Origin of the sequence: Streptomyces uncialis (assembly GCF_036250755.1) — a bacterium.
In the GTDB taxonomy this organism is placed as follows: Bacteria; Actinomycetota; Actinomycetes; order Streptomycetales; family Streptomycetaceae; genus Streptomyces; species Streptomyces uncialis.
The window spans coordinates 3775185-3795936 of sequence record NZ_CP109583.1; the positions used below are offsets into that span (position 1 = coordinate 3775185).

Below are 20752 nucleotides of genomic sequence, written 5' to 3' on the forward strand. Positions count from 1 at the left end.
CGCCGAGGCCAGAAGGCTCGCGTGTGGCGCACGGTCGAGGTCACCGATCAGCGCGGAAACACCGTCGCCATGGCCGATCCAGCCGGGCCCATCTCGGTGCGGGCCGCGTTCGTTCCCCAGCGGTCCGCCCGCGCGGAGGTCACCGGTCAGCAGCAGATCAACGTTGTCCGGATGATCGTCGACAGCCACCTGCCGGGCGTATCGCTGTGGTCCCGGGTCGAGTACGCGGGCCGCCAGTGGGACATCGTGTCCCCGCCCGCCTACCACCACGGGGACCGCCGCACCCGGCACTGGAGCATGGACCTGCGGGAGCGTCCCTGATGGCTGAGGTCTACGACCGAGTCCGCGGTGGACAGTTGGAGAAGGTTCTCGCCCTGCTGCCCGGCGTCCAAGACGCGCTCGACGCAGCGCGGTTCGAGATTGCCGCCCGCGCTGAGGAGCTACTCCTCCAGCACCGCAGGGAGGGCCACGCCTCCATCGACGTGGAGGACGGCCGGGTCGACAAGTACGTGGTCCTCGACGACGAACGCGGCAAGCGAGCCGCCCTGTCGATCGAGTTCGGCCGCGCTGAGTCGATCGTCGTTCGCCGCGCCCGTGACGGCTCCACCTACCTCGACGTGCTGCCGGCGAGCGAGGGCCTGTTCATCCTGGCCCGCGCCGCGAACCTGCCGAAGAAGCGGAAGGGGAAGGTGCACCTCTGATGGCCGGCATCCCCGACCACATCAAGGCCCTCGCCGAACTGTCCCCGGTCGAGGATCTTCTCCTGGCCGTGCTGAGGGATGGCCTGCCCGGCGTCCGCGTGAAGTCCCTGATCGACCGCCACGAGAAGTTCCCGCTGGTCCTGGTCCGCCGCGACCCCACCTGGGGCGAATGGGCCGGTGACCCCCGGTTCACCGACGCCGCCCGCGTGGTGATCAACGCGTTCGCGCCGGACCCCGACGGCGACCAGGACGCCGCGATCCTGAGCGAGGCCGTGCGGGTCGTCCTCCGCGACGCCTGGCTCAACCAGCAGGTCTATCCCCAGCTCGGCCACATCATCCGCGTGGACATGAACAGCGCTCCGCGCCGGTCGGCGGACTGGGCCTCGGCGACAGGTCCGGTGCAGTACGCGGACCTCCCGACCGGGGTCTGGCGCTACGAGGCCATCTTCGACGTACAGATCCGCAAGCCACGCCGCCGCCCCTACCCCCTCCCCTGAACGACTTACACAACACGAAGGGCCCGACGCTCCCCGTCGGGCCCTTTTTTGTGCCCGATTGAGGAAACGTTTCTTCTTGCCGATCAATGATTCTGCAACGCTCGTCGTTGGCAGTGGCAACTACCTTACGGCGCCCGTCGGGACGCCTATGCCCGCCGACCTTCTGACCCCCACTTCCCCCTGGCAGACCGTCGGCCATACCTCACTTGAGGACGTTTTCGGCATCACGTCAGAGGGCGGCGAAGCGACCACCATCGGATCGCTCCAGAACAAGTCTCTCCGCACGAAATATTCGGCGCGCACGGAGACCATGACTTTCACCCTCCAGCAGTTCGACACCGCCGCCCTTCGACTGTACTTCGGCGCCAACTCACCTATTCTCCCGGATGGTTCGGTGGGCGTTCCCACGAATCCGGAGCCGACACAGTCGGGGTTTCTCGCCATCTTCGTCGACGGCGAGAACCATTTCGCCTTCTACGCGCCGCGTTCGGAGATTTACCGGGCGGACGACATGGCAATCGCGGATACGGAGTCCCTTGCGGGCCTCCCCCTCGGCGTGAAGCCCATGGCTCACGGCTCGAATTCGTGGACGTATGCGATCACGCCGCTCGGCGGCGTCCTGGCGACCGGCGCGACCGCAGGGTCCCCGGGTGCATTCACCCCGGACGGGGCCACCGTTCCGGCCGATCTCGGAGCCCTCGCGTCCGTGATCGCCACCCCGACGGCGGCATGGGCCACCGGTCAGCACGTCGTTCTCGGCGACGCCGCGAAGGCCCACTGGACCGGCACTGCGTGGGCCGCCGGCCAGGCCGTCTGACAGCTCCCTGCGCGGACCCCTGCGGACCAGGGCCTGCGCGGACCCCTCCCCCACCAGGTCCGCAACACCTCACCCCCTTCCCCCAGCTCCCGGAGGTCTGCCCCCTTGGCTTCGTACACCCTCGACGACATCCGCTCCGCCGCCGACCGCAAGTACGGCTCCACCGACATCGAGGTGAGCGGGGAGACCGTCCGGCTCCTCAACCCCCTGCGGCTGACCAAGGCCAAGCGGGACTCGCTCCTCGGCCTCCAGGAGGAGATGGTCCGCGACGACGCCGACCAGGCCGCGCTTCTGTCGGAGGCGATCCGCACCGTGGCCCAGTCGGAGACGGCCGCGGATTCCCTCCTCACCGAGATCGGCGGCGATCTCGCCGTCCTCGCCGAGGTGTTCGGCCGATACGGGGAGAGCACCCAGGCGGGGGAAGCCTCGGCCTCGCACGGCTGATAGACGAATACGGGGAGGGGCTCTATCCGGACCTGCTCTTTCATTTCGGCGTCGATCTCCTCGAAGTGATAGCGGGCCGGGGCCCCACCCCCGCCCTCGTCCTCCTGCTCGTGCAGAGGCTCCCCGACACCTCTTTGACAACCGCCCTCGCGTCCGGGGGCCGTGAGCAATTCGGCTGGGGCCAGGACCGCCACCTGGCCGCCGACTTGTACGACGCAATCAACCAGAACACTCGGGCGACCGGGCAGTGGGAAAAGGGCAAGGCCCCGAAGATTCCCGCCTACCCGCGCCCGCAGGCAAAGACGGCTTCGGAGGAAACTCCGGCCAAGCCGCGCTCCGTTGCGGAGATTTACCAGCACTTCCAGCGGAGGTAGGCGCTTTTGTCGGACGCGAACATAGTCGGCCGGGTCGCGGTCAAGGTCATGCCGGACACCGCCGGGTTCAAGGACGACCTCAAGGACAAACTCAAGAGGATCGAGCGGGACCTTGATGTCACGGTGGACGCCCGCCTCGACGGCGAGGAACTCGGCCGGCAGGCCCGCTCCGCCCGGCGCGACGCCCAGCGGGAGATGAAGGATCTCCGACTGCGGGTCAACCTCGACAACCAGGACTCCGTCCGGGCTGCCATCGCCCGCACACGCCGGGCGCTCGACACCCTGCGCGAGACGACCATCGAGGTCGACCTGAACGAAGCCTCGTTGCAGGCAGCCGTCGACATGTTCGAGGAGCAGCTCGACGACATCGGGACGGTCTCCGTCCAGGTCGACCGCGCCTCCGAGTCGTCCGTCCGCAGCGCGGTCGCCCGTCTCGACCGCGAGCTGGAGCGGATCGCCGAGACCGAGCTGACCGTACGGCTCGACCGGGATTCGCTGGAGGAGGCCAGGCGGGATCTGCTGGCCGCTTCGCGGGCCGCCGCACAGCAGGCCGCCGACGAGATCCAGGCCGAGCTGGACGGCATCGACATCCGCCCCGAGCTGGACCACGCGCACGTCGCCAAGACCAAGCGCGAGCTGGAGGCGGCGTTCGCCCGGATGCGGGAGCTGCGCGCCAAGATCACGCCCGAGCTGGACGCGCTCGCGGTCCGCGCCGTCGAGCGGGACATGGAAGACCTCCAGGAGCGGATCGACGGGCTGCGGGCCGAGATCGAGCCCGAGGTGTCCCGCACCGGGATGATGGCGGCCTTCGCCCACATTGCCGCGCTCGCCCGGGACCGGATCGTTCATCTGGTCCCCCGGGTGCGGCTGTCGGCTGCGGCTACCGCGTCCTCCATGCTCCAGGCCCTCTCCGGCGCTCGGGTCATCAACAGCATGTTCGAGCGTCTCGGCCGGACGATCAGCAACCTCGACAAGAGTGTGCCGGTCATCGGGACGATGGCGACCGCCATCGCGGGCCTCGCCGGGTGGGGCATCGCCGCCGCGTCCAACCTGGCCGCCCTCTCCGCGTCGCTGGCGCAGATCGGCTACACCGCCCTCCTTCTCCCCGGTCTCCTCGGCGGTATCGCGGTCGGCCTGGGTGTCACGGTCGCCGCCCTCAAGGACTTCAACAAGGAGATCCCGGAGGCGAAGCAGGCGCTCGCCGGTCTCCAGGACGCGATCTCGGGCAACTTCTGGGAGAAGGCGCGGGAGCCGATCCGCTCCCTCGTCGAGGAGCTGCTCCCGAAGTTCCGGGACGGGGTCGAGCAGACCGCGACTCAGCTCGGCGGCTTTTTCGGCGGCCTCGCCACCGGCCTCGAAGGCGCACTCGTTCCCGCGCTCGGCCAGATGTTCTCGGACCTTTCCGAGTCCATCGGAATTGCGACGGCCGGGACGGATACTTTCGCGTCGGTCATCGCCATTCTGGGGAAGGTCGGCACTTCCTATCTTCCCGAGCTGGCGCAGTGGTTCGTCACCATTTCGGAGAAGTTCGACGCCTTCCTGAAGCGCAAGGGTGAGATCGGGCTCAAGAAGGAGATCGACGAGGGAATTAACGCCCTCAAGGATCTCGGCTCGGTCCTTTTCCACACGGGCGGAATCCTCGCCGGGTTCTCCCGGGCCGCGACTGCGGCCGGGGGTTCCACGCTCGACTCCATGGCGAGCGGGCTGGAGCGTGTCCACAGGACTGTGGACAGCCCGTCGTTCCAGTCCGGACTGACGCAGCTCTTTTACGCCGCCCATGAGGCGATGCGGGAAATCGCCACCGTTTCCGGCCCAGCGGTCGAAGAGTTCTTCAAGACGTTCGGCCGTCTGCTGCGGGACATCCTCCCGCAGGTCGGTGCGATCATCGGAACCGCGCTCGGCGCCATCGCCTCGGCGCTGTCCCAGCCCGCGGTGGTCGACGGGGTCAAGTCCCTGTTCGACGGGATTCAGTCCGCCGTCGAGGCGCTCGCCCCCGCGATGATGCCGGCCGGAGCCGCCCTCGGCACCCTGCTGGAGATCGCGGGCGCCCTCGCGGCCATCCTCGGCCCCCTCGCAGCCGCCGTTCTAACCCCCCTTGCAGAAACGTTCACTCTGCTCGGAGCTGCGGTTCTTCCGCTGATCGGGCTGCTCGGTGACGGGCTGATGGGGATCGTCGCGGCGCTGACCCCGCTTTTCATGACGGTGGTCGCGGCCGTCGTCCCGCTCGTCGAGGCCCTCGTCGCCGGGCTGGCCCCGATCATCCCGCTGATCACTGCCGCCTTCGCGGTGATGTCGGAGGCGCTTCAGCCCGTCGTCGAAATCCTGATGCAGATTTTGACGGCTGCGATTCTGCCGCTGATCCCGGTCGTCCAATCGCTCGCCGCCGAATATCTGCCTCAGATTTCGGCCGCTTTCTCGGCCGTCATGGAAGCGCTCCAGCCCTTCCTTGAGGCGCTGGAGGCGATAGTCGATTTCCTGATGCCGATCCTGGCTCCGGCGATCGAATTCATAGCCGGGCTCTTTCTGGACGTGCTGGTGACCGCCATCAACGGCGTAGCCAATGTCCTTGAGGGATTGCAGAAGATTTTCGTCGGCGTCTGGGACTACATCGTCGGCTACTTCAAGGTGGTCGTCGGATTCTTCAAGGGAACCCTGACCGGCGACTGGTCGATGTTCTCCGACGGCCTGAAGCAAATCTGGAACGGAATCAAGGGATTCCTCTCCGGCCTGTGGGACACCATCAAGGGTTTGTTCATGGTCTTCCTGAGCGTCGGAATCCTCGGCGTCGGGAAGAAGATCCTCTCCGGAGTGAAGTCCCTGTGGGACGACATCTGGAACGGAATCAAATCCTTCGCGATCGGCCTGTGGAACAGCATCAGGGGTGCGGCGGGCGTCTTCATGACGGGCGTCCGTGGCTACATCGACGACGGGCTGAATGCGATCAAGGGCATCTGGTCCTCGATCTGGAACTCGATCAAGAGCTTCTTCTCCAGCACCTGGGACTCGATCAAGTCCGTCGCCGGAACCGCGATGACCTCTCTGCGGACAGCAGTCTCGGACGGCATCGGCCGCGTGCTCACAGTCCTCAAGGAGCTGCCGGGCAAGGCGAAGTCGGCCCTCGGAAGTCTCGGCTCAACTCTCATCGACGCGGGCAAGAAGCTCATCCAGGGACTCATCGACGGCATCAAGTCGATGTTCGGGGCCGTCAAGGGCAAGCTCGGCGAACTCACCGACAAGCTGACCGACTGGAAGGGCCCTCCGAAAAAGGACGCCCGACTCCTCTACGACGCGGGACGGCTCATCATCTCCGGCCTCGTCAAGGGTCTGGAGTCGCAGTACGACAAGGTGAAGCAGTCCCTCGCCGAGCTGACGGCGAAGATCCCGAAGGACGCGTCCAAGGGGCTCAAGGACCGGGTGAACCGGGACCGCACCGAGCTGCTCAAGCTGGCCGCCCAGTGGGAGGCCGGAGCGAAGCGGCTGGAGGCCGCCCGCGACCAGCTTGACCGGCTGCGCGAGGAAGCCCGGGGCTACGCGGCCCAGGTCGCCGACCGGGTCCTAGCCACCGGGGACGTGACCAAGGTCAAGGACGCTTCCTTCTCCTCGATCACCGACTCGCTCAAGAACGCGGTCGAGCAGGCGAAGAAGTTCGCGGCCGTCCTGGCGAAGCTCAAGAAGCTCGGCCTCAACCAGGCCACCTTCGGCCAGATCGCCATGGCCGGGCCGGAGGCGGGTCTCGCCGCAGCCGACGCCATCGCCAACGCGGGCCACAGCGGCGTGAACGAGATCAACCAGCTCCAGAAGGAGTTGGAGAAGCACGCCAACGCTGCCGGGGCGACCGCCTCGAAGCACATGTACGAAGCGGGCCTCGCAGCCGCCGAGGGCCTGGTGAAGGGCCTCGAAGCCAAGCAGGCCGTCATCGAGAAGACCATGCTCAAGATCGCCACGAGCATGGTCGCAGCGATCAAGAAGGCCCTCGACATCCGCAGCCCATCCCGGCTGCTGCGCCGGATCGGCTCCTTCGCGGGGCGCGGGTTCGGCCTCGGTGTCGAGGACGAGACGCAGCGCGTCGAGCGTGCCGGCCGGGCACTGGCCCACGGCGCCGCGACCGGCGCGTCCGGCGAGATCACAGCGGCCGTGTCCACCGGTCTGGCCCGCCCCGGCGGCCAGCAGGCCCCGGTGTCGAAGGTACTCAACTACTACGCGGGCAACGCCAGTTCCTCTCTCTCGTCCGAGGAGGAGCTGTTCGCGGCTGCCTCGCGGGCAAGGATGGTCGGTTGGTAACGCTCTCACTCAACTCCCCCTCGGATTCGCTGGACCTGTCCGAGGGGGAGGCGGGCGGAGTGGGCTATCAGGCCCTTGCCGGGATCACCGGCATGGGTCTGCCCCAGCTCTCCGCGCAGTGGCTCGAAGGCGCCGGGGACGGCGCGTCTTACCGGGGCCGCAGGGTTCTGCCCCGGGACATCGATATCCCCCTCGACATCGTCGGCCGCGACCGGGCGCACCTCTCCGAGCTGGTGACCCGGCTGGTGCGCGTCCTGGCCGACGAGTGCACCCTCACGGTGACCGACAGCACCGGCACCCGCTGGAGCACCCCCGTGCGATGGACCGGTGGAGGAGCGATCGACCCGGGCGCCGGGCAGCGGGACACCCAGACCGTCATCACGCTCCGCGCCCCCAGCCCGTACTTCCTGGCGGAGGCCGGGCAGACGGTCACCATCGGCGGCGCCACCGCCGCCCCGTTCCTTTCCGCGCTCGCTGCCATGCCGCTCGCCGCCTCGCAGGCGATCGGCGACGTACAGCTCACCAACGATGGTGACGTGGCCGCCTACCCCGTGTTCCAGGTGTACGGGCCGGGCGACAACTTCAAGGCCATCGGGCCGGACGGCCAGGCCCTCCACTACACCGGGGCGATCACGTCGACCGGGAGCATCACCGTCGACATGGGCGCGGGCATCGTCCGTGACGGCTCCGGCGCCAACGTCTACCGCTACCTCGCCACCGCCCCCCGGTTCTGGTCGGTCCCACCGGGGACTTCGACAGCCTCTGTCGCTCTGCTGAACACGACGGCCGCCTCGCGGATCGTCGTCTCCTGGCGTCCCCGGAAGTGGGTGGTCATCTAATGAAGCAGGATGACCTCCTGGTCGAGGTGCGCGACAAGTCTCTGTCGCGCGTCGGGACCATCCCCGCGGATCTCCTGCTGCTCGAAGCGGAGAACATCCACAACAACGTCGGCACCTGGAAACTCCAGCTCGGCGCCGATCACCCCCTGGCCGACGTGCTGTCGACGCCCGGCGCGGGCCTGATCGTCACCGGCCCGACGGACGTGCTGTTCTCCGGACCGGTCACCCGCACCGAGAGCGCCGTCACCGCGACCGACCCGCTCGGCACCCTGACGGTTGAGGGCGTGGACGACACGGTGATCCTGGCCGACATGCTCGCCTGGCCCCAGCCGTCCAACGGCGACGCGGCCACGCAGACGGTCGGAACCGACGACAAGACGGACGCGGCCGAGACGCTGATGCACTACTACGTCTCGGCGAACTGCGGCCCCAACGCCCCGGCCGCCAGGCGCCGGGCCGGTCTGACCCTGGGGACCAACGGCAAGCGCGGCGGCATCGTCTCCAAGAGCCCGCGCTTCCAGCCGCTCGGCGAGCTGTGCAAGGAACTGGCCGAACCGAACAACCTCGGCTTCCGGATCGTCCAGCGGGGGCCGCAGCTCGTGTTCGAGACGTACGCGGTCGCCGACCGCACGAAGGACACCCGGCTCGGCGTCGTGAACAACACCCTCGCAGGACAGCGGACCTCCACCTCCACTCCGCAGAAGACGCGGGTGATCGTCGGTGGCGACGGAGACGGCTCTCACCGCGTCGTCGTCCCCGTCGACAACCCGGGCTCCATCGCCTCCGAGGCCGACTGGGGCCGCCGCATCGAGCGGTTCATCGACGAGCGCTCCTCCAAGGACACCGCCGAACTCACCCAGAAGGGCACCGAGGCCCTCGCCGACGGGGGCGCCACCCTGAGATCGGCGCAGGCCGTACCCATGGAGGACTCCGCGCTGACCTTCGGGAAGGACTGGGGTCTCGGGGACCGGGTGACGGTCATTGTCGGCGGCACCGAGATGGCAGCCGTCGTCACGGGCATGGTCCTGAAGGTCACCGAGGACGGATACCGGCTCGGCGCGGCCCTGGGGGACCCGGCGCCGCTGTCGGCCGACGCGGCAGCCGCCTCCGCTCACACGGGGCTGGAGTCGCGGGTCTCCTCGCTGGAGCGGACGGCGGAGGCCACTCCGCCCGGTCCGCGCGTGATCAGTCCGTCGTACACGGGCATCACCCAGGCCACTCCGCCCAGCGGCTACCCCCAGGGTGAGACCGTCCAGTTCTACTTGAGCGCGGAGGCGTCCACGGTCGGCGGATGGGACTTCGCCGGCAAGTGGGGCATCGTCGAGACCCAGGTGTGGGCAGGCGGCGACGCTCTCCAGACCTGGCGCCGCGTCCACTCCGGCAGCACGTCGCACGAAGTGTGGGTACGCGGTGGCCAAGCCTCCGGCTGGTCGCCCTGGCGGCAGACCGCCTTCGAGCACACGCTGACCCCGACATCCGTCACGCAGTCGTCCTTGCCGTCCGCGTACCCCTTCGGCACATCGACCCTCGTGCTGGAGTCCGCCGAAGCAGCGGCCGGGGGCTGGGCCTTCGGCACCGGCAGCCGGTACGGCGTCCTGCGCACCATCCGGCCCGCGAGCGCGACCTACGCCCACCAGACCTGGCTACGGCTCAGCCCCACCGTCACCGAGGAGTGGACCCGTTCCGGGAGCAGCGCCTCCGGCTGGACCGCGTGGCGCACCTCGGCCCACAACGAGAAGTCGGCCAAGGGCGTCGTCGCCATGCAGGAACTCGGTACCACCCCGTATGTCGGGGACTCCGCGACCGTCGTCTATACCCAGCAGTTCACCGCAGAGGCGGGCCGCTGCTACAAGGTCGCGCTCCGGGTCGCGTCCGTCGACACCGACGGCACCGGAGACCACGCCACGCTCCGGTACGCCAAGCAGACTGCCTACACGACTGTCCGATGGGCGTCCGGCACCTCCGTGACCACCAACAGCCGGATGGTCGGCGACTTCTACAGCACGACCTTCGACGACGACTCGCTCACGTCCACAGGTCTCGACATGGCCTGCTACATCAACAACCCCCCGCCCGGCCCCGTGACCATCGGAGTCACCCTCTACGCGCGCCGCCCGGCAGCCACCTACGGGCAGGTCCGTTTCCTACCGGGCGGCCTCTCCACCCTGGTCGTCGAGGACGCGGGCGCAGCCCTCTAAGGAGCCCCTCTTTGGCGATCACCGCCTACCCCTTCGACGGCCAGGCCGTCACCGAGACCGAGTTCAGCCGGTTGTTCCGGGAGTTCCAGGACTCCGGCGTAGTCGCCTCAGCCGACTCGGCCGGATTCCAGGTCGCCCCCGGTAGCGGGCTCGCGGTCACCGTCCAGTCCGGTACCGCCATCCTGCGCGGGCACATGGTGCACTCGACGGCGACCGAGACCCTCCCCGTCCCGGCGGCCGGCACCTCCAGCCGCGTCGACCGGGTCGTTCTGCGGCTCGACCCCGCCGCCAACTCGATCGGCCTCGCCGTGAAGACGGGTACGGCCGGGACATCGGCCCCGCCGTCCCTGACCCAGACCGACACCGCCGTCTTCGAGCTGCCGCTCGCCCAGTTCACCGTCGCCGCGAACGCCACCACGATCAGCGCCGGGGACATCGTCTCGACCCGTCCCGTCGTGGGACACCGGATCGGTACATGGACGACCGCGACCCGCCCGACCGGACCCCGCCGGGGACGCCTCGGCCTGAACACGGACAGCTCGACCTGGGAGTTCTGGACCGGCACCGCGTGGTCGCCGCTCGTCTCCACGGTCGACTGGGCCAGCCTCACCGGCAAGCCGAACAGTTTCGTCCCCACCGCCCATACACACAGGTGGGCGGACATCAGCGATGCCCCGTCGAGTCTTCCTCCCGCCGCGCACACCCACAGCTGGACCCAGGTCACCGGCAAGCCGTCGTCCTTTCCCCCGTCTTCGCACGGGCACGACTGGGACAACATCACCGGCCGTCCCTCCACTTTCGCCCCTTCCTCCCATGCGCACTCGTGGTCCAGCATCACCGGCAGGCCCGGCAGCTTTCCCCCGTCCTCGCACTCGCACGGCTCGTATCTGGAGTCCGGGGACACGATCGCGTGGGCCAACGGAACGAAGCGCGTTCACAACGACAGCGTGAGCGGCTCCGGGACGTATTACGCCGTCTGGGTCCAGGGGGACGGGACCTTCGCCCGCAACGTCAGCTCGCGAAAGTTCAAGCAGAACATCAGGGACTACGAGATCAGTCCCGACGCGGTTCTGTCCCTTCGTCCCGTGATCTACGACCGGAAGGACCAGACGGCCGAGGACGGCACGGTCGCCAAGGGCCGCGAGGGCGAGGTGGGACTCATCGCCGAGGAGGTCGAGACACATCTCCCCTGGCTCATCAACTACCTGGACGGGGAGGTCGACGGCCTGCGGTACGACCTCCTGTCTGTCGCCCTCGTGTCCGTCGTGAAGGCCCAGGAGGCCCGCATCGCGGCACTGGAGGCCCGCATCGGGGAGTCGTCCTGACCCTCGACCCCACCGTGCAGGTCGCCCTCGTCTCTGCCGGAGGAGTCGTCACCGCCGCACTCGTCGGCGTTCTCGTCGAGCTGGTGCGCCGCCAGGGCGCCGCCCTCGGCGAAGTCCGCGACCAGGTCTCCAACGACCACTCCAGCAACCTGCGGGACGACCTCGACCGCGTGATCGCCGGACTCGACCAAGTCCTCGAAGGCCAGGCCGAACACGGCCGGGACATCCGGCACCTGCGTACCGAGGTGGCCCACGAACGCGCCGAGCGGCTCGCGGTCGCCGAACGTCTCGACCAACACCTGACTTCTGTCCCACGGGACATCTAACCCCCGCCCCACCCCGCCAGGCCCCCGGATGCCCCGGGGGCCTTCTTCATGCCCGGAGGCACCCCTGACCATCAGCATCACGTCCCGAAAGACCTGGGGCGCAAAGCCCTGGACCAGCACCCCCGGCTCTGTCCCGCTCCAGGAACGACGCGAGTTCTTCATCCACTACGACGGCGCCCACTCCGTGGGCCGGACCGGACCGTCGGTGCCGAAGGCCATCGAGCGTGCCCACCTCGCCCAGAAGTGGTCCGGCATCGGCTACAACTTCGTGATCGACCAGAACGGGACCATTTACGAGGGGCGCGGCTGGGGCCATCAGGGCGCACACTGCCCCGGTCACAACCGGACCGGGATTGGTGTCCAGATCGCGATCGGAGGTGACCAGAAGCCGTCCGACGCGGCTCTCCGCTCGGCGCGGACCCTGTACGACGAGGCGTGCCGGCGCACCGGCCGGACCCTCGCCAAGCGCGGCCACAAGGACGGCATCCCCACGCTCTGCCCCGGCGGCCCCCTCTACGCCTGGGTCAAGGCCGGAATGCCCGCCCCGGGCGGAACGGTGAAGCCGAAGCCACCCGCCCCGAAGCCCTCCTCGAAGATCGTCGCTCTCCACAGCGGCGTACGGCCCGGGGCCCGGCACGCCCAGGTCCGCGACCTTCAACAGCTCCTCATCAAGACCGGCCACGGGCCGATCAAGGGCGCCGTCACCGACCTGTACGGCCCGGAGACCCAGCGTGCCGTCGCCCGCTGGCACGACCGAAACCCGAAGCACCGCTCGGCTGGCGTGGCCCACGACCCGCGGATCGGGCCGAAGGGCTTCGCCGCCCTCCAGAAGCAGGCGGGACGCCGATGAGTAAGCTGCGCGGTCCGATGGCCGCTCTCGTAGCCTCCTTGCCTGTCCGCTACCGCTCTCGCGTCGGAGCGGCTCTCGCCGCTCTCGGCGTGCTCGTCAGCGTCGCCGCCATCGTGTACGCAGACTCTCCGGAGGTGGCTGTCATCATTCAGCTCCTTACCGCCCTCGGTGTCGTGGCGCCGGACGAGAGCGAGCCCCAGGGGTAGAACCCTCAAAGCCCCCGCAGACCAGTCAACGGTCGGCGGGGGCTCTTCTTCTGTTTCAGTCGTCCGACGGCGCGGTCCCCTTCTTCATGGCCTCGATTTCCTCCAGGGTCATGACCGGGGCCCCGCCCGGCCCACGACGGCTCCCTCTCCGGCTTGCGTTGGCTGCCGTCTTCTTCGCGGCGGCCTTCCGTGGAGAGGTCTTCTCGGCCGCTGTCTTGCTGACTGCGGCCTTCCTCGCGGCGGCCTTCTTCGGGGCGGCGGGTGCTGGCTCTTCGTCATCGGCCGACGCTCCCTCCGTGTCGGTGATGTCAGGCTGGTCGTCTGGCAGCGCCGAGAGCGCAGCCTCCGAGATACGGAGGCCGAACACCGCCACGATGGGCTCGGCGTCCTGTGCGCAGAGGTCCCGCCGTACTGGTGGACTGTCTCCGACTGTGATCGTGTACCGGTAGGCGGGAGCATCGCGCCGTTCGCAGACGTCGCAGATGATCAGGGTCGTGGTCACTTCGATTTCCACTCGTGATGTCTCCTCGCCGTACGGATCGGGTCTGGATTGTCCCGTACGGCGAGGGGGCGTGCGGTCAGGCTGCCTTGTTGAGCTTTGTCAGGTATCGGGAGCCTTGGCGGCGGTCTCGGCCCATGAACTTCGCGAGGGCGGGGCCGGTGACCTTCTCCCCGGCCTCTGCGATGGCCTCGGCAGCCGCACGTAGTTCGTCAAGGCTCGGTCCGGGGCGGCCGGGGCGCCTCTTTCGTGCCCGCGTCACCTCGTCGGCTTCGCACTCGCCATCCAAGGTGGGCTGCACCGGCGCTTCGCCTGTCTCGTGGCTCTGGTCCTCCTGCTCTTCTGGTTCCTGGGGACGTGCGTCCCCCGGCACCCGGGCGCGGATGATCATGTGAGCGACATGGCCCGCGACTATGCCCGGAACGGTGGAGACTGCGGCCGTCAACGTCATGGACGAGTACATGTACCCAGCGGCTATCCAGTGGGCGACGATCTGCCCGACAACGACCATGGACAGGGCGCCTACCGCGCCCGCGACGGCGGTGCTGTGGCCCTTCTCGCCCTTCTTCCGGGTCTCGACGAACCAGACTGCGAAGCAGGCGTAGACGCTCATGCAGGCCGGCATTCCGGCAGCGGTCAGAGGCCCCCATCCGGCGGCGCGAGCGAGTTGGTACTCACCTGGCGCGGACATAGCGAGAGCGATAACGAGTACAAAGCGACCCACGGCGGGGGCGTAGCGGGGCAGGCGAGTACGTTCGGGCATGGCGCTGGTCCTGTCGAGCTGCGGGGCGTGCGGGGGGAGGCTCAGGCGCGTGCGGTCAGCGCTCGGCGGGCGCGGATGGACGCGACGAGTTGCGCCCCGGCTCCGGTGAGGTCGGCGGCGGAGCCCGGTGTGGGCGTCGGCTCAGGGGTGGGGGCGAGTCCGGCGCAGGCCGCACAGATGCCCTGGTCCTGGTTTGCGGGGAGGGGTCGACCGCAGTCACCTGCGCAATCGGCGTAGCTCTGCCACTGGCGGCGAGGGTCGGGCAGTTTTCTGTGCAGCCGGTCGCCGACGAGCCGTGCCGCGGAGTACACGCGGGTGGGAAGGCCCTGGCAGAGGGCGTCCGTCAGCTCCGCAACGGTGGCACCACGGCGCAGCCACTCAGCCGCAAAGGGTGCGAGGGCGGTCACCTGCTTGCCTGAGAGGCGGAGTCGGCTGTCGACCGCCGCGAGACGGGCGAGGAGTCGGGACGCCTGGGTCAGGTGCTCGTCTCCGCCCTCCCTCGGAGGGGAGGCGGGAGGGGTCTTGTCCTCGTTCTTTCCGGAGTTCTTGTCGACCGAAGGGAGCGTTCCTGCGGCCTGGGTTCCCGGATCACCGGTTCCCGGCTGGTGGTCGGATGCGGCGACGCGGACCTGCGGGGTGTCGGTCACGAAAGTCTCGGTGCGCAGACGGCCATGGTCATCCCGTCGGGTGCGCCGGACGTAGTAACCGGCCGCGATCAGCTCGTCCACGGCGGACTGCACTCCGCGTCGGCCAACGCGAGGGTGTCGGTCGGCCAGCTTGCGGACATCGATGTCAGCACCGTCCGGAAGGCTCAGCAGGTAGACCAGGATGCCCCGGGCGGTGAAGGACAGTCGGGAGTCGCGAAGCACGTCGTTTCCCAGGACCGTGAAGGATGCACGCCTGGGGGTACGCTTGATACGCACTGGGAGGTCTCATCTCCTACGTGTGGTGACCGGCCAGCGTTCCAGCGCAGGTCGGTCGGGGCCCCGGGTAGGCGTTTCCAGCGCTTCCGGGGCCTGCTCTGTTTCTCGCAGCGTGTTGTGCCGCTGACGATCTTGTGAGGTTACAGCTTGACACAGCCGTCAACTTTGCGCAACCATGAGTTGATCACAGGCTGACACCGAGGGAGGAGGGCCCGTGGGTGCCAAGAAGGTGCAAGACGACAACGAGGCTATGAAATGGCTGAGGTCGGGCGTCCCCTACGACGAGATTATCGAGCGATACAAGACGAAGTACAACGTAGAGACCACGCGATCCATGTGGTCGACCTATCGTCGGCGCAAGAAGATCCCCACCCGGAACGTACGCAACACCGACTTGATCCCGTGGAAGGTGCGGGAGGAGCACCGGTACGAGTACCCGGTGATGATGCTGAGGGCCGAGGGTCGACGCCTGGCAGGCAAGGAGCTGACCAAGGAGGACGAAAAGCGTCTGGCCAGCTGGAAGACTGAGTTGGAGCGGAAGGATCTCGTCGTCCATTACGACCCAGACACCGAGTCGGGTTGGTTCTACGTCCCCCGATCTGATGGGGATGACGAGCTGATCCACCCTCCCGAGTGACGCCTATCCCCCTCCCCCTCGCATCGTCCCCCCGTCGGAGCCCCGGCGGGGGGTTTTTCATTCTTGAGGCGGAGAAACGGAAGCTCATATTCCCCTTACGGTGGATCAGCTCAGCCGGATGCCGCCAGGCGATCCGTCAGAAGACTTGGAGCGAGGGGGTCAGGATCGTGCTACAGGTTGACACCTGACTAACGCAGGGCATAGAACGGTGTTAGTTACAGGTTTACAGAAAGACCACCACCTGATGAGCGCAACCGTGCCCCTGGCGGGCACCCTGCACATTGCACCTGTTCCGGGCGCAGTGCTGTATGTCGACGAGGACCAGTGGCACTACCACCTGACCCTCGACCGGGGCGTAAGGCCGAAGGCGGTGCGCTCAGCCCTCCAGGCCGCCCAAGCCCTCGGTCTGGCGCCACTGGAGGAAGGCGAGGGGGACCCGTACTTCCTTGACGACGGCCGCATCCGCATGGACCTGGCCCGCGTGTTCAACTTCGAAGGAGCCGCTTAACCTTGCTGCGCATTGTGAACATCGCACCGGCAGCGCCGGACATCCCCCGGGACGGATGGGGGCGCCCACTCGTCATACCGAAGCAGGGGGGCAAGCCGGTACCCCTCACCAGGACCACGACCTTCATCGACTGCATAGAGGACAAGGCCGCGTTGTCCGACTGGCGGTCCCGCATGACCCTGCTGGGGGCAGCCGCCCGGCCCGCCCTTTTGGATGCGGCGCGGCAGCTCGACCCGGCCGCCCCTGCGGACAAGCGCAGGCTGAACGCACTCGCCCAGCAGGCGCAGGACATCGCGGGAGCCAGCGTGAAGCGCGAACGAGGGACCCATCTGCACACCCTCTCCGAGCGTGTCGACAGGGGCGAGCCGTTGCCTCTCGACACTCCGGACAGTGATCTCAGCGACATGGCGGCATACCTGACGAAGACCTCCGTCTTCGAGGTGAAAGCTGTGGAGAAGTTCGTCGTCGTGCCCGAGCTGGGGACGGCCGGCACCCTCGACCGGGCCCTTGCATACGCAGGGCCGGGCCCGCACGGCGAGCACATCGAGGGCCTGTTCATCGGCGACATCAAGACCGGCAGCGTGGAGTACGGGAAGCTGAAGATGGCGATGCAGCTCGCCGTCTACAGCCGAGGCGAGGTCTACGACCACACCCTCTGGCCCGTCGACCCCGCAGATCCGAAAGCGTTCGCGACGTGGAAGAGGCGGATCGTCCCCCCGCAAGAGGCGGCGCGGGCGTACAGCGCACTCCCCAAGGTGTCGCAGCAGTGGGGTGTGATCATCCACCTGCCCGCAGGCTCCGGCCACTGCACACTGCACTGGGTCGACCTTCAGGTCGGATGGGCCGCCGCGCGCCTGGCCCTGGAGGTGCGGACCACCCGAAGCCGCAAGGATGCGATGCTCCCGTGGGTGACCGGCGTCACCGCGCCTGCCGCCGCATAGCCGCGCCACAAGTGTTAACATGTAACTAGCAGAGAGAGGGAGCGAGTGAGTCAGCAGCACCACGGCGTGAGCGTGACCATCAAGTACGGCCAGAGCTACCAGGACACGCAGGTCGCCTTTCATGGCCCACCGGCAGATGTGCGCGCCCAGATCATCGACTTCTTTGGCTTCGAATGTCAACATGTAACTAACCTGACACTCTCAGAGCTGATCGTCGAGGCAACCAGCATCGCGCACGGGACGGGGGATATCGCCGGCATTCTCGGCGGTCGGATCGTCCCGCCCGAAGCCCCCGCCGACCCGGAAGGGAAAGAGGACCCCTGGAACCAGGCCCAGGAGTCCGCGCCCTCCAGCGGAAGCGCCTGGATCGTCGCCGAGATCGAGCGTCAGAAGAGCGTCGCTGACCTCCAGCGACTCTGGGCCGCGAACCAGGCGGCGTTCGCAGAACCGTCGGTGATGGCCGCCTACAAGGCCAAGGGGCGAGCCCTCACGTGATCCGCCATCCCGCCCTGCCTGTGGCCTTCGCCGCGACCTGGCTCGCGGCCTCGATCTGGGCCCGGGGCGCGACCGTTCGCCAGCGCCATCTCGCCCCAGAGCGGGTTGCCGCCCGTCCCTCAAACGAATAACCCAAGGAGACAAACCTTTGACCCTCACCTTCAAGGACATCCCCACCGTCGGTGGCGGCTGGTTCAAGCCCGTCGACCACCAGGGCGCCCCGGCCATCCTGGTCGAGGTCGCCGACTTCGAGCGCCAGCGCCCCACCCCCAACGGCCCGAAGGACTCGGCGCTGTGCACGATCTCCGTGTTCAAGGACCGCGAGGCTCTCGACGCCCTCGCCCCCGAGATCAACGCGTCCACGCGAGTTGAGCAGACACTCCTCGCTCGTGACCTGGAAGGCATGGTCGGCGCCGCGACCATCGTTACGGTCGACCAGATTCCGCCGAAGCGTCCGGGGTCCCACCCCGCGTGGGTGTGGAGGCCCGTGAACGACGCAGCCGTGCGCCAGAAGGTCATCGACTACGCCACCCGTCGCGAGAGCGCTGTGACGCAGGCCGCGGCGACCGCGCCCGCCTTCGACTGAACGACTGGATAGACGGGGCGGGCCGCCGTCCGCGGCCCGCCCCTCCCTGTAAGGAGAATCCCCTGCTTACCCCAGCAAGATCGCTCACGATGAACGCGGAAAGCGGCAAGGAGCTGCCCCGGGTCCCCGCCTTCGAGGCGCTGTACGGCCTGGGCTGTCGCCCTCGCCATGGAGAGGTGGTGATGATCGCGGGGAGAAGCGGCACGCAGAAAAGCGGCTTCGCCCTCTACTGGGTCACTCAGATGCGCTTGCCCACGCTGTACCTCAGCGCGGACATGAGCGCATTCACAGCCAGCTCCCGACTCGCCTCAATGATGACAGGCGACACGACCGCGATGGTGGAGGCAGGGATGGCGGCCGGCGGCCGACACCGCGCCCACTACATCGACGCGCTCAGCGGCATCCCTTTGACGCTCGCGTTCGGCAGCCCGATCACCTGGGAGGCCATCGACGAGGAGCTGGAGGCCCACGTCGAGCTGTGGGACGCGTTCCCCCAGGTCGTTGTCTGCGACAACCTCATGGACTTCGCCGAGGCCGAGTCGGACTACACCGCACAGATGGCTGTGATGAGCGGACTGACCGAGCTGGCCCGCGCGACCGGTGCCACGGTGATCGTTCTGCATCACGCTTCCGACAAGTCGTGGGAGGCCAAGAGTGATCCGTGGGCTCCGCCATCCCGCGACCAGGTCAAAGGTGGGCTCAGCGAAAAGCCTGAGCTGAGCTTGAGCGTGGCCCTTGACCCGACCTCGCACGAGTACCGGGTGGCCGTGATCAAGCAAAGGATGGGCCCGTGCGACCCGACAGGGAAACGCTACGCGACCATGCGCTGTCACCCGGAGATCACTCAGTTCTCCAGGCTGGAGAAGCTGGTACCCGCCGCGTCGCCGACGCGGCCTTGGTCCCCCACGAAGATCCTCGACGCCGCTTAGCCTGTTAACATGTAACTCGCCCGCAAGTGCGGGCATTATTTCGAGACAAGGTGTCAACCTGTGACTAATGTGACAAGCCGCAACCGGTCGAACCGGCGCAAGGGCGCCCAGTGGGAGACGGACCTCCGGGAGGGGCTGCGGGCCGCTGGAGAGGACGTCGAGAGCCTGCGCCTGGCCGGGGCGGAAGACGAGGGAGACCTCGTCATTCGGGAAGCGGACGGCGCCTTCCTGCTCATCGAGGCCAAGAATGCGAAGTTCGAGCCGGGGCCTTTTCTTGACGAGGCAATGCGCGAGCGGGAAAACTTTTCCAAGCACCGTGGGATAGACCCTGAAATCGTAGAGTCCATCGTCGTGGTCAAGCGTCGCGGAAAGAGCTGGAGGAAGGCTTTCGTCCTCACTACGGTCGAAGAGTATTTCGACCTGGACCCCGAATGATCAGAATTCTCACACGAGACCGAAAGACCCCCTCGGTGACGAACATCGGGGGGTGTCAGCTAGACGCTCCCGATTGGGCTTTCGAGGCATTCCTCGACTGCCTCAATGACCCTGAATTCGACGGGCCGCTGATGATGGCTGTCGAGGAGCTATACCAGGTTCCCATTGCCGACCTGGATTGGATGCTCCCGTGAAGTACACCCGCGTTGACCACGACAGAGCGCCAGCCGACGAGAAGCCTCTGCTGGAGGCCGCCTACGAGCACTACGGGCTCGACTTCAACCCGGAACGAGCCATCGGGATGGCGTGCTGCCCCTTCCATGAGGACGGCACGCCGTCATTCTCGTACAACCTCAACCGACAGCTCTGGAAATGTCACTCCTGTGGCGCCGGAGGGGACGTGTACGAGTTCATCATCCGCTATGAAACCGTCGTGAACCAGAAAGAGATCACCTTTGTCGGAGCGAAGTCCCTTGCAGCCTCTCTCGGACTCGCAGCGCGAGATGATGGAGGAAGCAACGGCGAGCTATCAGGAAGCTCTTACGCGGGAAGCCGCACGGTATCTGCTCGACCGAGGAATAGGCCGCGATCAGGCGGCTATACACCGGCTTGGCGTCGTCGCTGACATCCCCTTCCCCGGCCATGAGCGTTTCCGCGGAATGCTTGCCATCCCATACATCGGTCACGACGGCCGAGTCCTCACGCTGCGATTTCGCTGCCTGGAGGACCACGACCACCGGGCGCACTTCCACGGCAAGTACAACTCCATCAAGGACGATCCGCCAAGGCTCTACGGCATCGCCGACGTACACCGCGCCGGAGACACCATCGACGTGACCGAGGGCGAACTCGACGCCGTCGTCCTGCGAATGATCGGCCTCCATGCCGTCGCCGTCCCCGGCGCCGCTCTGTGGCTCGGCCGGCATCGCCGAATGCTCGCCGGGTTCTCCCGCGTGCGCGTCTGGGGAGATCCCGACGACGCGGGTGCCGAGTTCGCCTCGAAGGTGTGCCGGTCGCTTCCACGATCGTCTCGCAGTATCCGGCTGCGGCTCGGCGATGTGTCCGAGACCTACCAGCAAGAGGGTGCTCCGGCCCTCCTCGCCCTGGCCGAGGCGGGAGCGCTCACCACCACCTCGGGCGCCAACCGCCTCGACAGGGAGGTGGCATGAGCACGGCCC

At 67.7% G+C, this 20752-nt stretch carries 24 protein-coding genes; 21 read left to right on the plus strand and 3 right to left on the minus strand.

Annotated elements, in window-relative coordinates:
- The first annotated feature begins 21 nt into the window (after nucleotides 1-21).
- From OG711_RS15490 to OG711_RS15545, 12 genes are all read left to right on the plus strand, one after another.
- Nucleotides 22-321 carry a phage head completion protein gene (locus OG711_RS15490; RefSeq protein WP_329022521.1) on the plus strand — a complete coding sequence of 100 codons (300 nt, stop codon included), beginning with the start codon at nucleotides 22-24 and terminating at the stop codon, nucleotides 319-321.
- Entirely contained in the window at nucleotides 321-701 is a 381-nt protein-coding gene (locus OG711_RS15495; protein ID WP_329022519.1) for a DUF5403 family protein, read from the plus strand. The genes OG711_RS15490 and OG711_RS15495 overlap by 1 nt, the downstream gene beginning before the upstream one ends.
- Complete coding sequence (locus OG711_RS15500) at nucleotides 701-1198, plus strand: hypothetical protein (protein ID WP_329559515.1); 498 nt, start codon at nucleotides 701-703, stop codon at nucleotides 1196-1198. Before OG711_RS15495 ends, OG711_RS15500 begins: the two co-directional genes overlap by 1 nt.
- A gap of 76 nt (nucleotides 1199-1274) precedes the next feature.
- Nucleotides 1275-2015: a phage tail tube protein gene (locus OG711_RS15505; protein ID WP_329559516.1), complete on the plus strand. Its 741-nt coding sequence runs from the start codon at nucleotides 1275-1277 to the stop codon at nucleotides 2013-2015.
- Nucleotides 2016-2120: 105 nt separating this feature from the next.
- Nucleotides 2121-2459, plus strand: coding sequence for a phage tail assembly protein (locus OG711_RS15510; protein ID WP_329022513.1), 339 nt, complete (start codon nucleotides 2121-2123; stop codon nucleotides 2457-2459).
- A 380-nt stretch (nucleotides 2460-2839) separates the two neighbouring features.
- The gene (locus tag OG711_RS15515; protein ID WP_329559517.1) at nucleotides 2840-7114 is read left to right on the plus strand and encodes a hypothetical protein; all 4275 of its coding nucleotides are present in this window, start codon (nucleotides 2840-2842) and stop codon (nucleotides 7112-7114) included.
- The gene (locus OG711_RS15520; protein ID WP_329022509.1) at nucleotides 7108-7953 is read left to right on the plus strand and encodes a phage tail family protein; all 846 of its coding nucleotides are present in this window, start codon (nucleotides 7108-7110) and stop codon (nucleotides 7951-7953) included. Before OG711_RS15515 ends, OG711_RS15520 begins: the two co-directional genes overlap by 7 nt.
- On the plus strand, nucleotides 7953-10151 hold the full coding sequence (locus OG711_RS15525; protein WP_329022507.1) for a siphovirus ReqiPepy6 Gp37-like family protein: 2199 nt from the start codon (nucleotides 7953-7955) through the stop codon (nucleotides 10149-10151). Before OG711_RS15520 ends, OG711_RS15525 begins: the two co-directional genes overlap by 1 nt.
- A gap of 11 nt (nucleotides 10152-10162) precedes the next feature.
- Entirely contained in the window at nucleotides 10163-11476 is a 1314-nt protein-coding gene (locus OG711_RS15530) for a tail fiber domain-containing protein (protein ID WP_329022505.1), read from the plus strand.
- Between the two features lie 14 nt (nucleotides 11477-11490).
- Nucleotides 11491-11802 (plus strand): DUF2746 domain-containing protein, encoded by a 312-nt coding sequence (locus OG711_RS15535; RefSeq protein ID WP_329022503.1) that lies wholly within the window; start codon nucleotides 11491-11493, stop codon nucleotides 11800-11802.
- Nucleotides 11803-11830: 28 nt separating this feature from the next.
- Nucleotides 11831-12652 carry a peptidoglycan recognition protein family protein gene (locus OG711_RS15540; RefSeq protein ID WP_329022502.1) on the plus strand — a complete coding sequence of 274 codons (822 nt, stop codon included), beginning with the start codon at nucleotides 11831-11833 and terminating at the stop codon, nucleotides 12650-12652.
- A gap of 17 nt (nucleotides 12653-12669) precedes the next feature.
- Entirely contained in the window at nucleotides 12670-12858 is a 189-nt protein-coding gene (locus tag OG711_RS15545) for a DUF7439 family protein (RefSeq protein ID WP_329559518.1), read from the plus strand.
- A gap of 55 nt (nucleotides 12859-12913) precedes the next feature.
- Here the strand turns inward: OG711_RS15545 and OG711_RS15550 are convergent, their stop codons facing one another.
- From OG711_RS15550 to OG711_RS15560, 3 genes are all read right to left on the minus strand, one after another.
- Nucleotides 12914-13372, minus strand: coding sequence for a hypothetical protein (locus tag OG711_RS15550; RefSeq protein WP_329022498.1), 459 nt, complete (start codon nucleotides 13370-13372; stop codon nucleotides 12914-12916).
- Nucleotides 13373-13436: 64 nt separating this feature from the next.
- A complete protein-coding gene (locus OG711_RS15555; protein ID WP_329559519.1) occupies nucleotides 13437-13970 on the minus strand; it encodes a hypothetical protein in 534 nt (177 codons plus the stop codon).
- Nucleotides 13971-14161: 191 nt separating this feature from the next.
- The gene (locus OG711_RS15560) at nucleotides 14162-14989 is read right to left on the minus strand and encodes a hypothetical protein (RefSeq protein WP_329022494.1); all 828 of its coding nucleotides are present in this window, start codon (nucleotides 14987-14989) and stop codon (nucleotides 14162-14164) included.
- 268 nt (nucleotides 14990-15257) lie between these two features.
- Here OG711_RS15560 and OG711_RS15565 point away from each other — a divergent pair, with 268 nt between their 5' ends.
- The 9 genes from OG711_RS15565 (at nucleotide 15258) to OG711_RS15605 (ending at nucleotide 20743) form a co-directional block, all read left to right on the plus strand.
- Nucleotides 15258-15680, plus strand: a complete 423-nt coding sequence (locus tag OG711_RS15565) for a hypothetical protein (protein ID WP_329022492.1) — start codon at nucleotides 15258-15260, stop codon at nucleotides 15678-15680.
- A gap of 244 nt (nucleotides 15681-15924) precedes the next feature.
- A complete protein-coding gene (locus tag OG711_RS15570; protein ID WP_329022490.1) occupies nucleotides 15925-16188 on the plus strand; it encodes a hypothetical protein in 264 nt (87 codons plus the stop codon).
- Between the two features lie 2 nt (nucleotides 16189-16190).
- Nucleotides 16191-17129 carry a hypothetical protein gene (locus OG711_RS15575; protein WP_329022488.1) on the plus strand — a complete coding sequence of 313 codons (939 nt, stop codon included), beginning with the start codon at nucleotides 16191-16193 and terminating at the stop codon, nucleotides 17127-17129.
- A 45-nt stretch (nucleotides 17130-17174) separates the two neighbouring features.
- Nucleotides 17175-17624 carry a hypothetical protein gene (locus OG711_RS15580; RefSeq protein WP_329559520.1) on the plus strand — a complete coding sequence of 150 codons (450 nt, stop codon included), beginning with the start codon at nucleotides 17175-17177 and terminating at the stop codon, nucleotides 17622-17624.
- 148 nt (nucleotides 17625-17772) lie between these two features.
- The gene (locus OG711_RS15585; protein ID WP_329022484.1) at nucleotides 17773-18210 is read left to right on the plus strand and encodes a hypothetical protein; all 438 of its coding nucleotides are present in this window, start codon (nucleotides 17773-17775) and stop codon (nucleotides 18208-18210) included.
- A gap of 89 nt (nucleotides 18211-18299) precedes the next feature.
- Nucleotides 18300-19139 carry an AAA family ATPase gene (locus OG711_RS15590; RefSeq protein ID WP_329022482.1) on the plus strand — a complete coding sequence of 280 codons (840 nt, stop codon included), beginning with the start codon at nucleotides 18300-18302 and terminating at the stop codon, nucleotides 19137-19139.
- A gap of 60 nt (nucleotides 19140-19199) precedes the next feature.
- Nucleotides 19200-19574 carry a hypothetical protein gene (locus OG711_RS15595; protein WP_329022480.1) on the plus strand — a complete coding sequence of 125 codons (375 nt, stop codon included), beginning with the start codon at nucleotides 19200-19202 and terminating at the stop codon, nucleotides 19572-19574.
- Nucleotides 19575-19764: 190 nt separating this feature from the next.
- Entirely contained in the window at nucleotides 19765-20199 is a 435-nt protein-coding gene (locus tag OG711_RS15600; RefSeq protein ID WP_329022479.1) for a CHC2 zinc finger domain-containing protein, read from the plus strand.
- Between the two features lie 34 nt (nucleotides 20200-20233).
- Nucleotides 20234-20743: a toprim domain-containing protein gene (locus OG711_RS15605; protein WP_329022477.1), complete on the plus strand. Its 510-nt coding sequence runs from the start codon at nucleotides 20234-20236 to the stop codon at nucleotides 20741-20743.
- The last annotated feature ends 9 nt before the right edge of the window (nucleotides 20744-20752 follow it).

Bases quoted from the DNA above. Each gene is read 5' to 3' on its own strand.
- OG711_RS15495 (WP_329022519.1), top strand. From the start codon at position 321: ATGGCTGAGGTCTACGACCGAGTCCGCGGTGGACAGTTGGAGAAGGTT.
- OG711_RS15500 (WP_329559515.1), top strand. From the start codon at position 701: ATGGCCGGCATCCCCGACCACATCAAGGCCCTCGCCGAACTGTCCCCG.
- OG711_RS15525 (WP_329022507.1), top strand. From the start codon at position 7,953: ATGAAGCAGGATGACCTCCTGGTCGAGGTGCGCGACAAGTCTCTGTCG.
- OG711_RS15540 (WP_329022502.1), top strand. From the start codon at position 11,831: ATGCCCCGGGGGCCTTCTTCATGCCCGGAGGCACCCCTGACCATCAGC.
- OG711_RS15545 (WP_329559518.1), top strand. From the start codon at position 12,670: ATGGCCGCTCTCGTAGCCTCCTTGCCTGTCCGCTACCGCTCTCGCGTC.
- OG711_RS15555 (WP_329559519.1), bottom strand. From the start codon at position 13,970: ATGAGCGTCTACGCCTGCTTCGCAGTCTGGTTCGTCGAGACCCGGAAG.
- OG711_RS15570 (WP_329022490.1), top strand. From the start codon at position 15,925: ATGAGCGCAACCGTGCCCCTGGCGGGCACCCTGCACATTGCACCTGTT.
- OG711_RS15590 (WP_329022482.1), top strand. From the start codon at position 18,300: ATGAACGCGGAAAGCGGCAAGGAGCTGCCCCGGGTCCCCGCCTTCGAG.
- OG711_RS15605 (WP_329022477.1), top strand. From the start codon at position 20,234: ATGCTTGCCATCCCATACATCGGTCACGACGGCCGAGTCCTCACGCTG.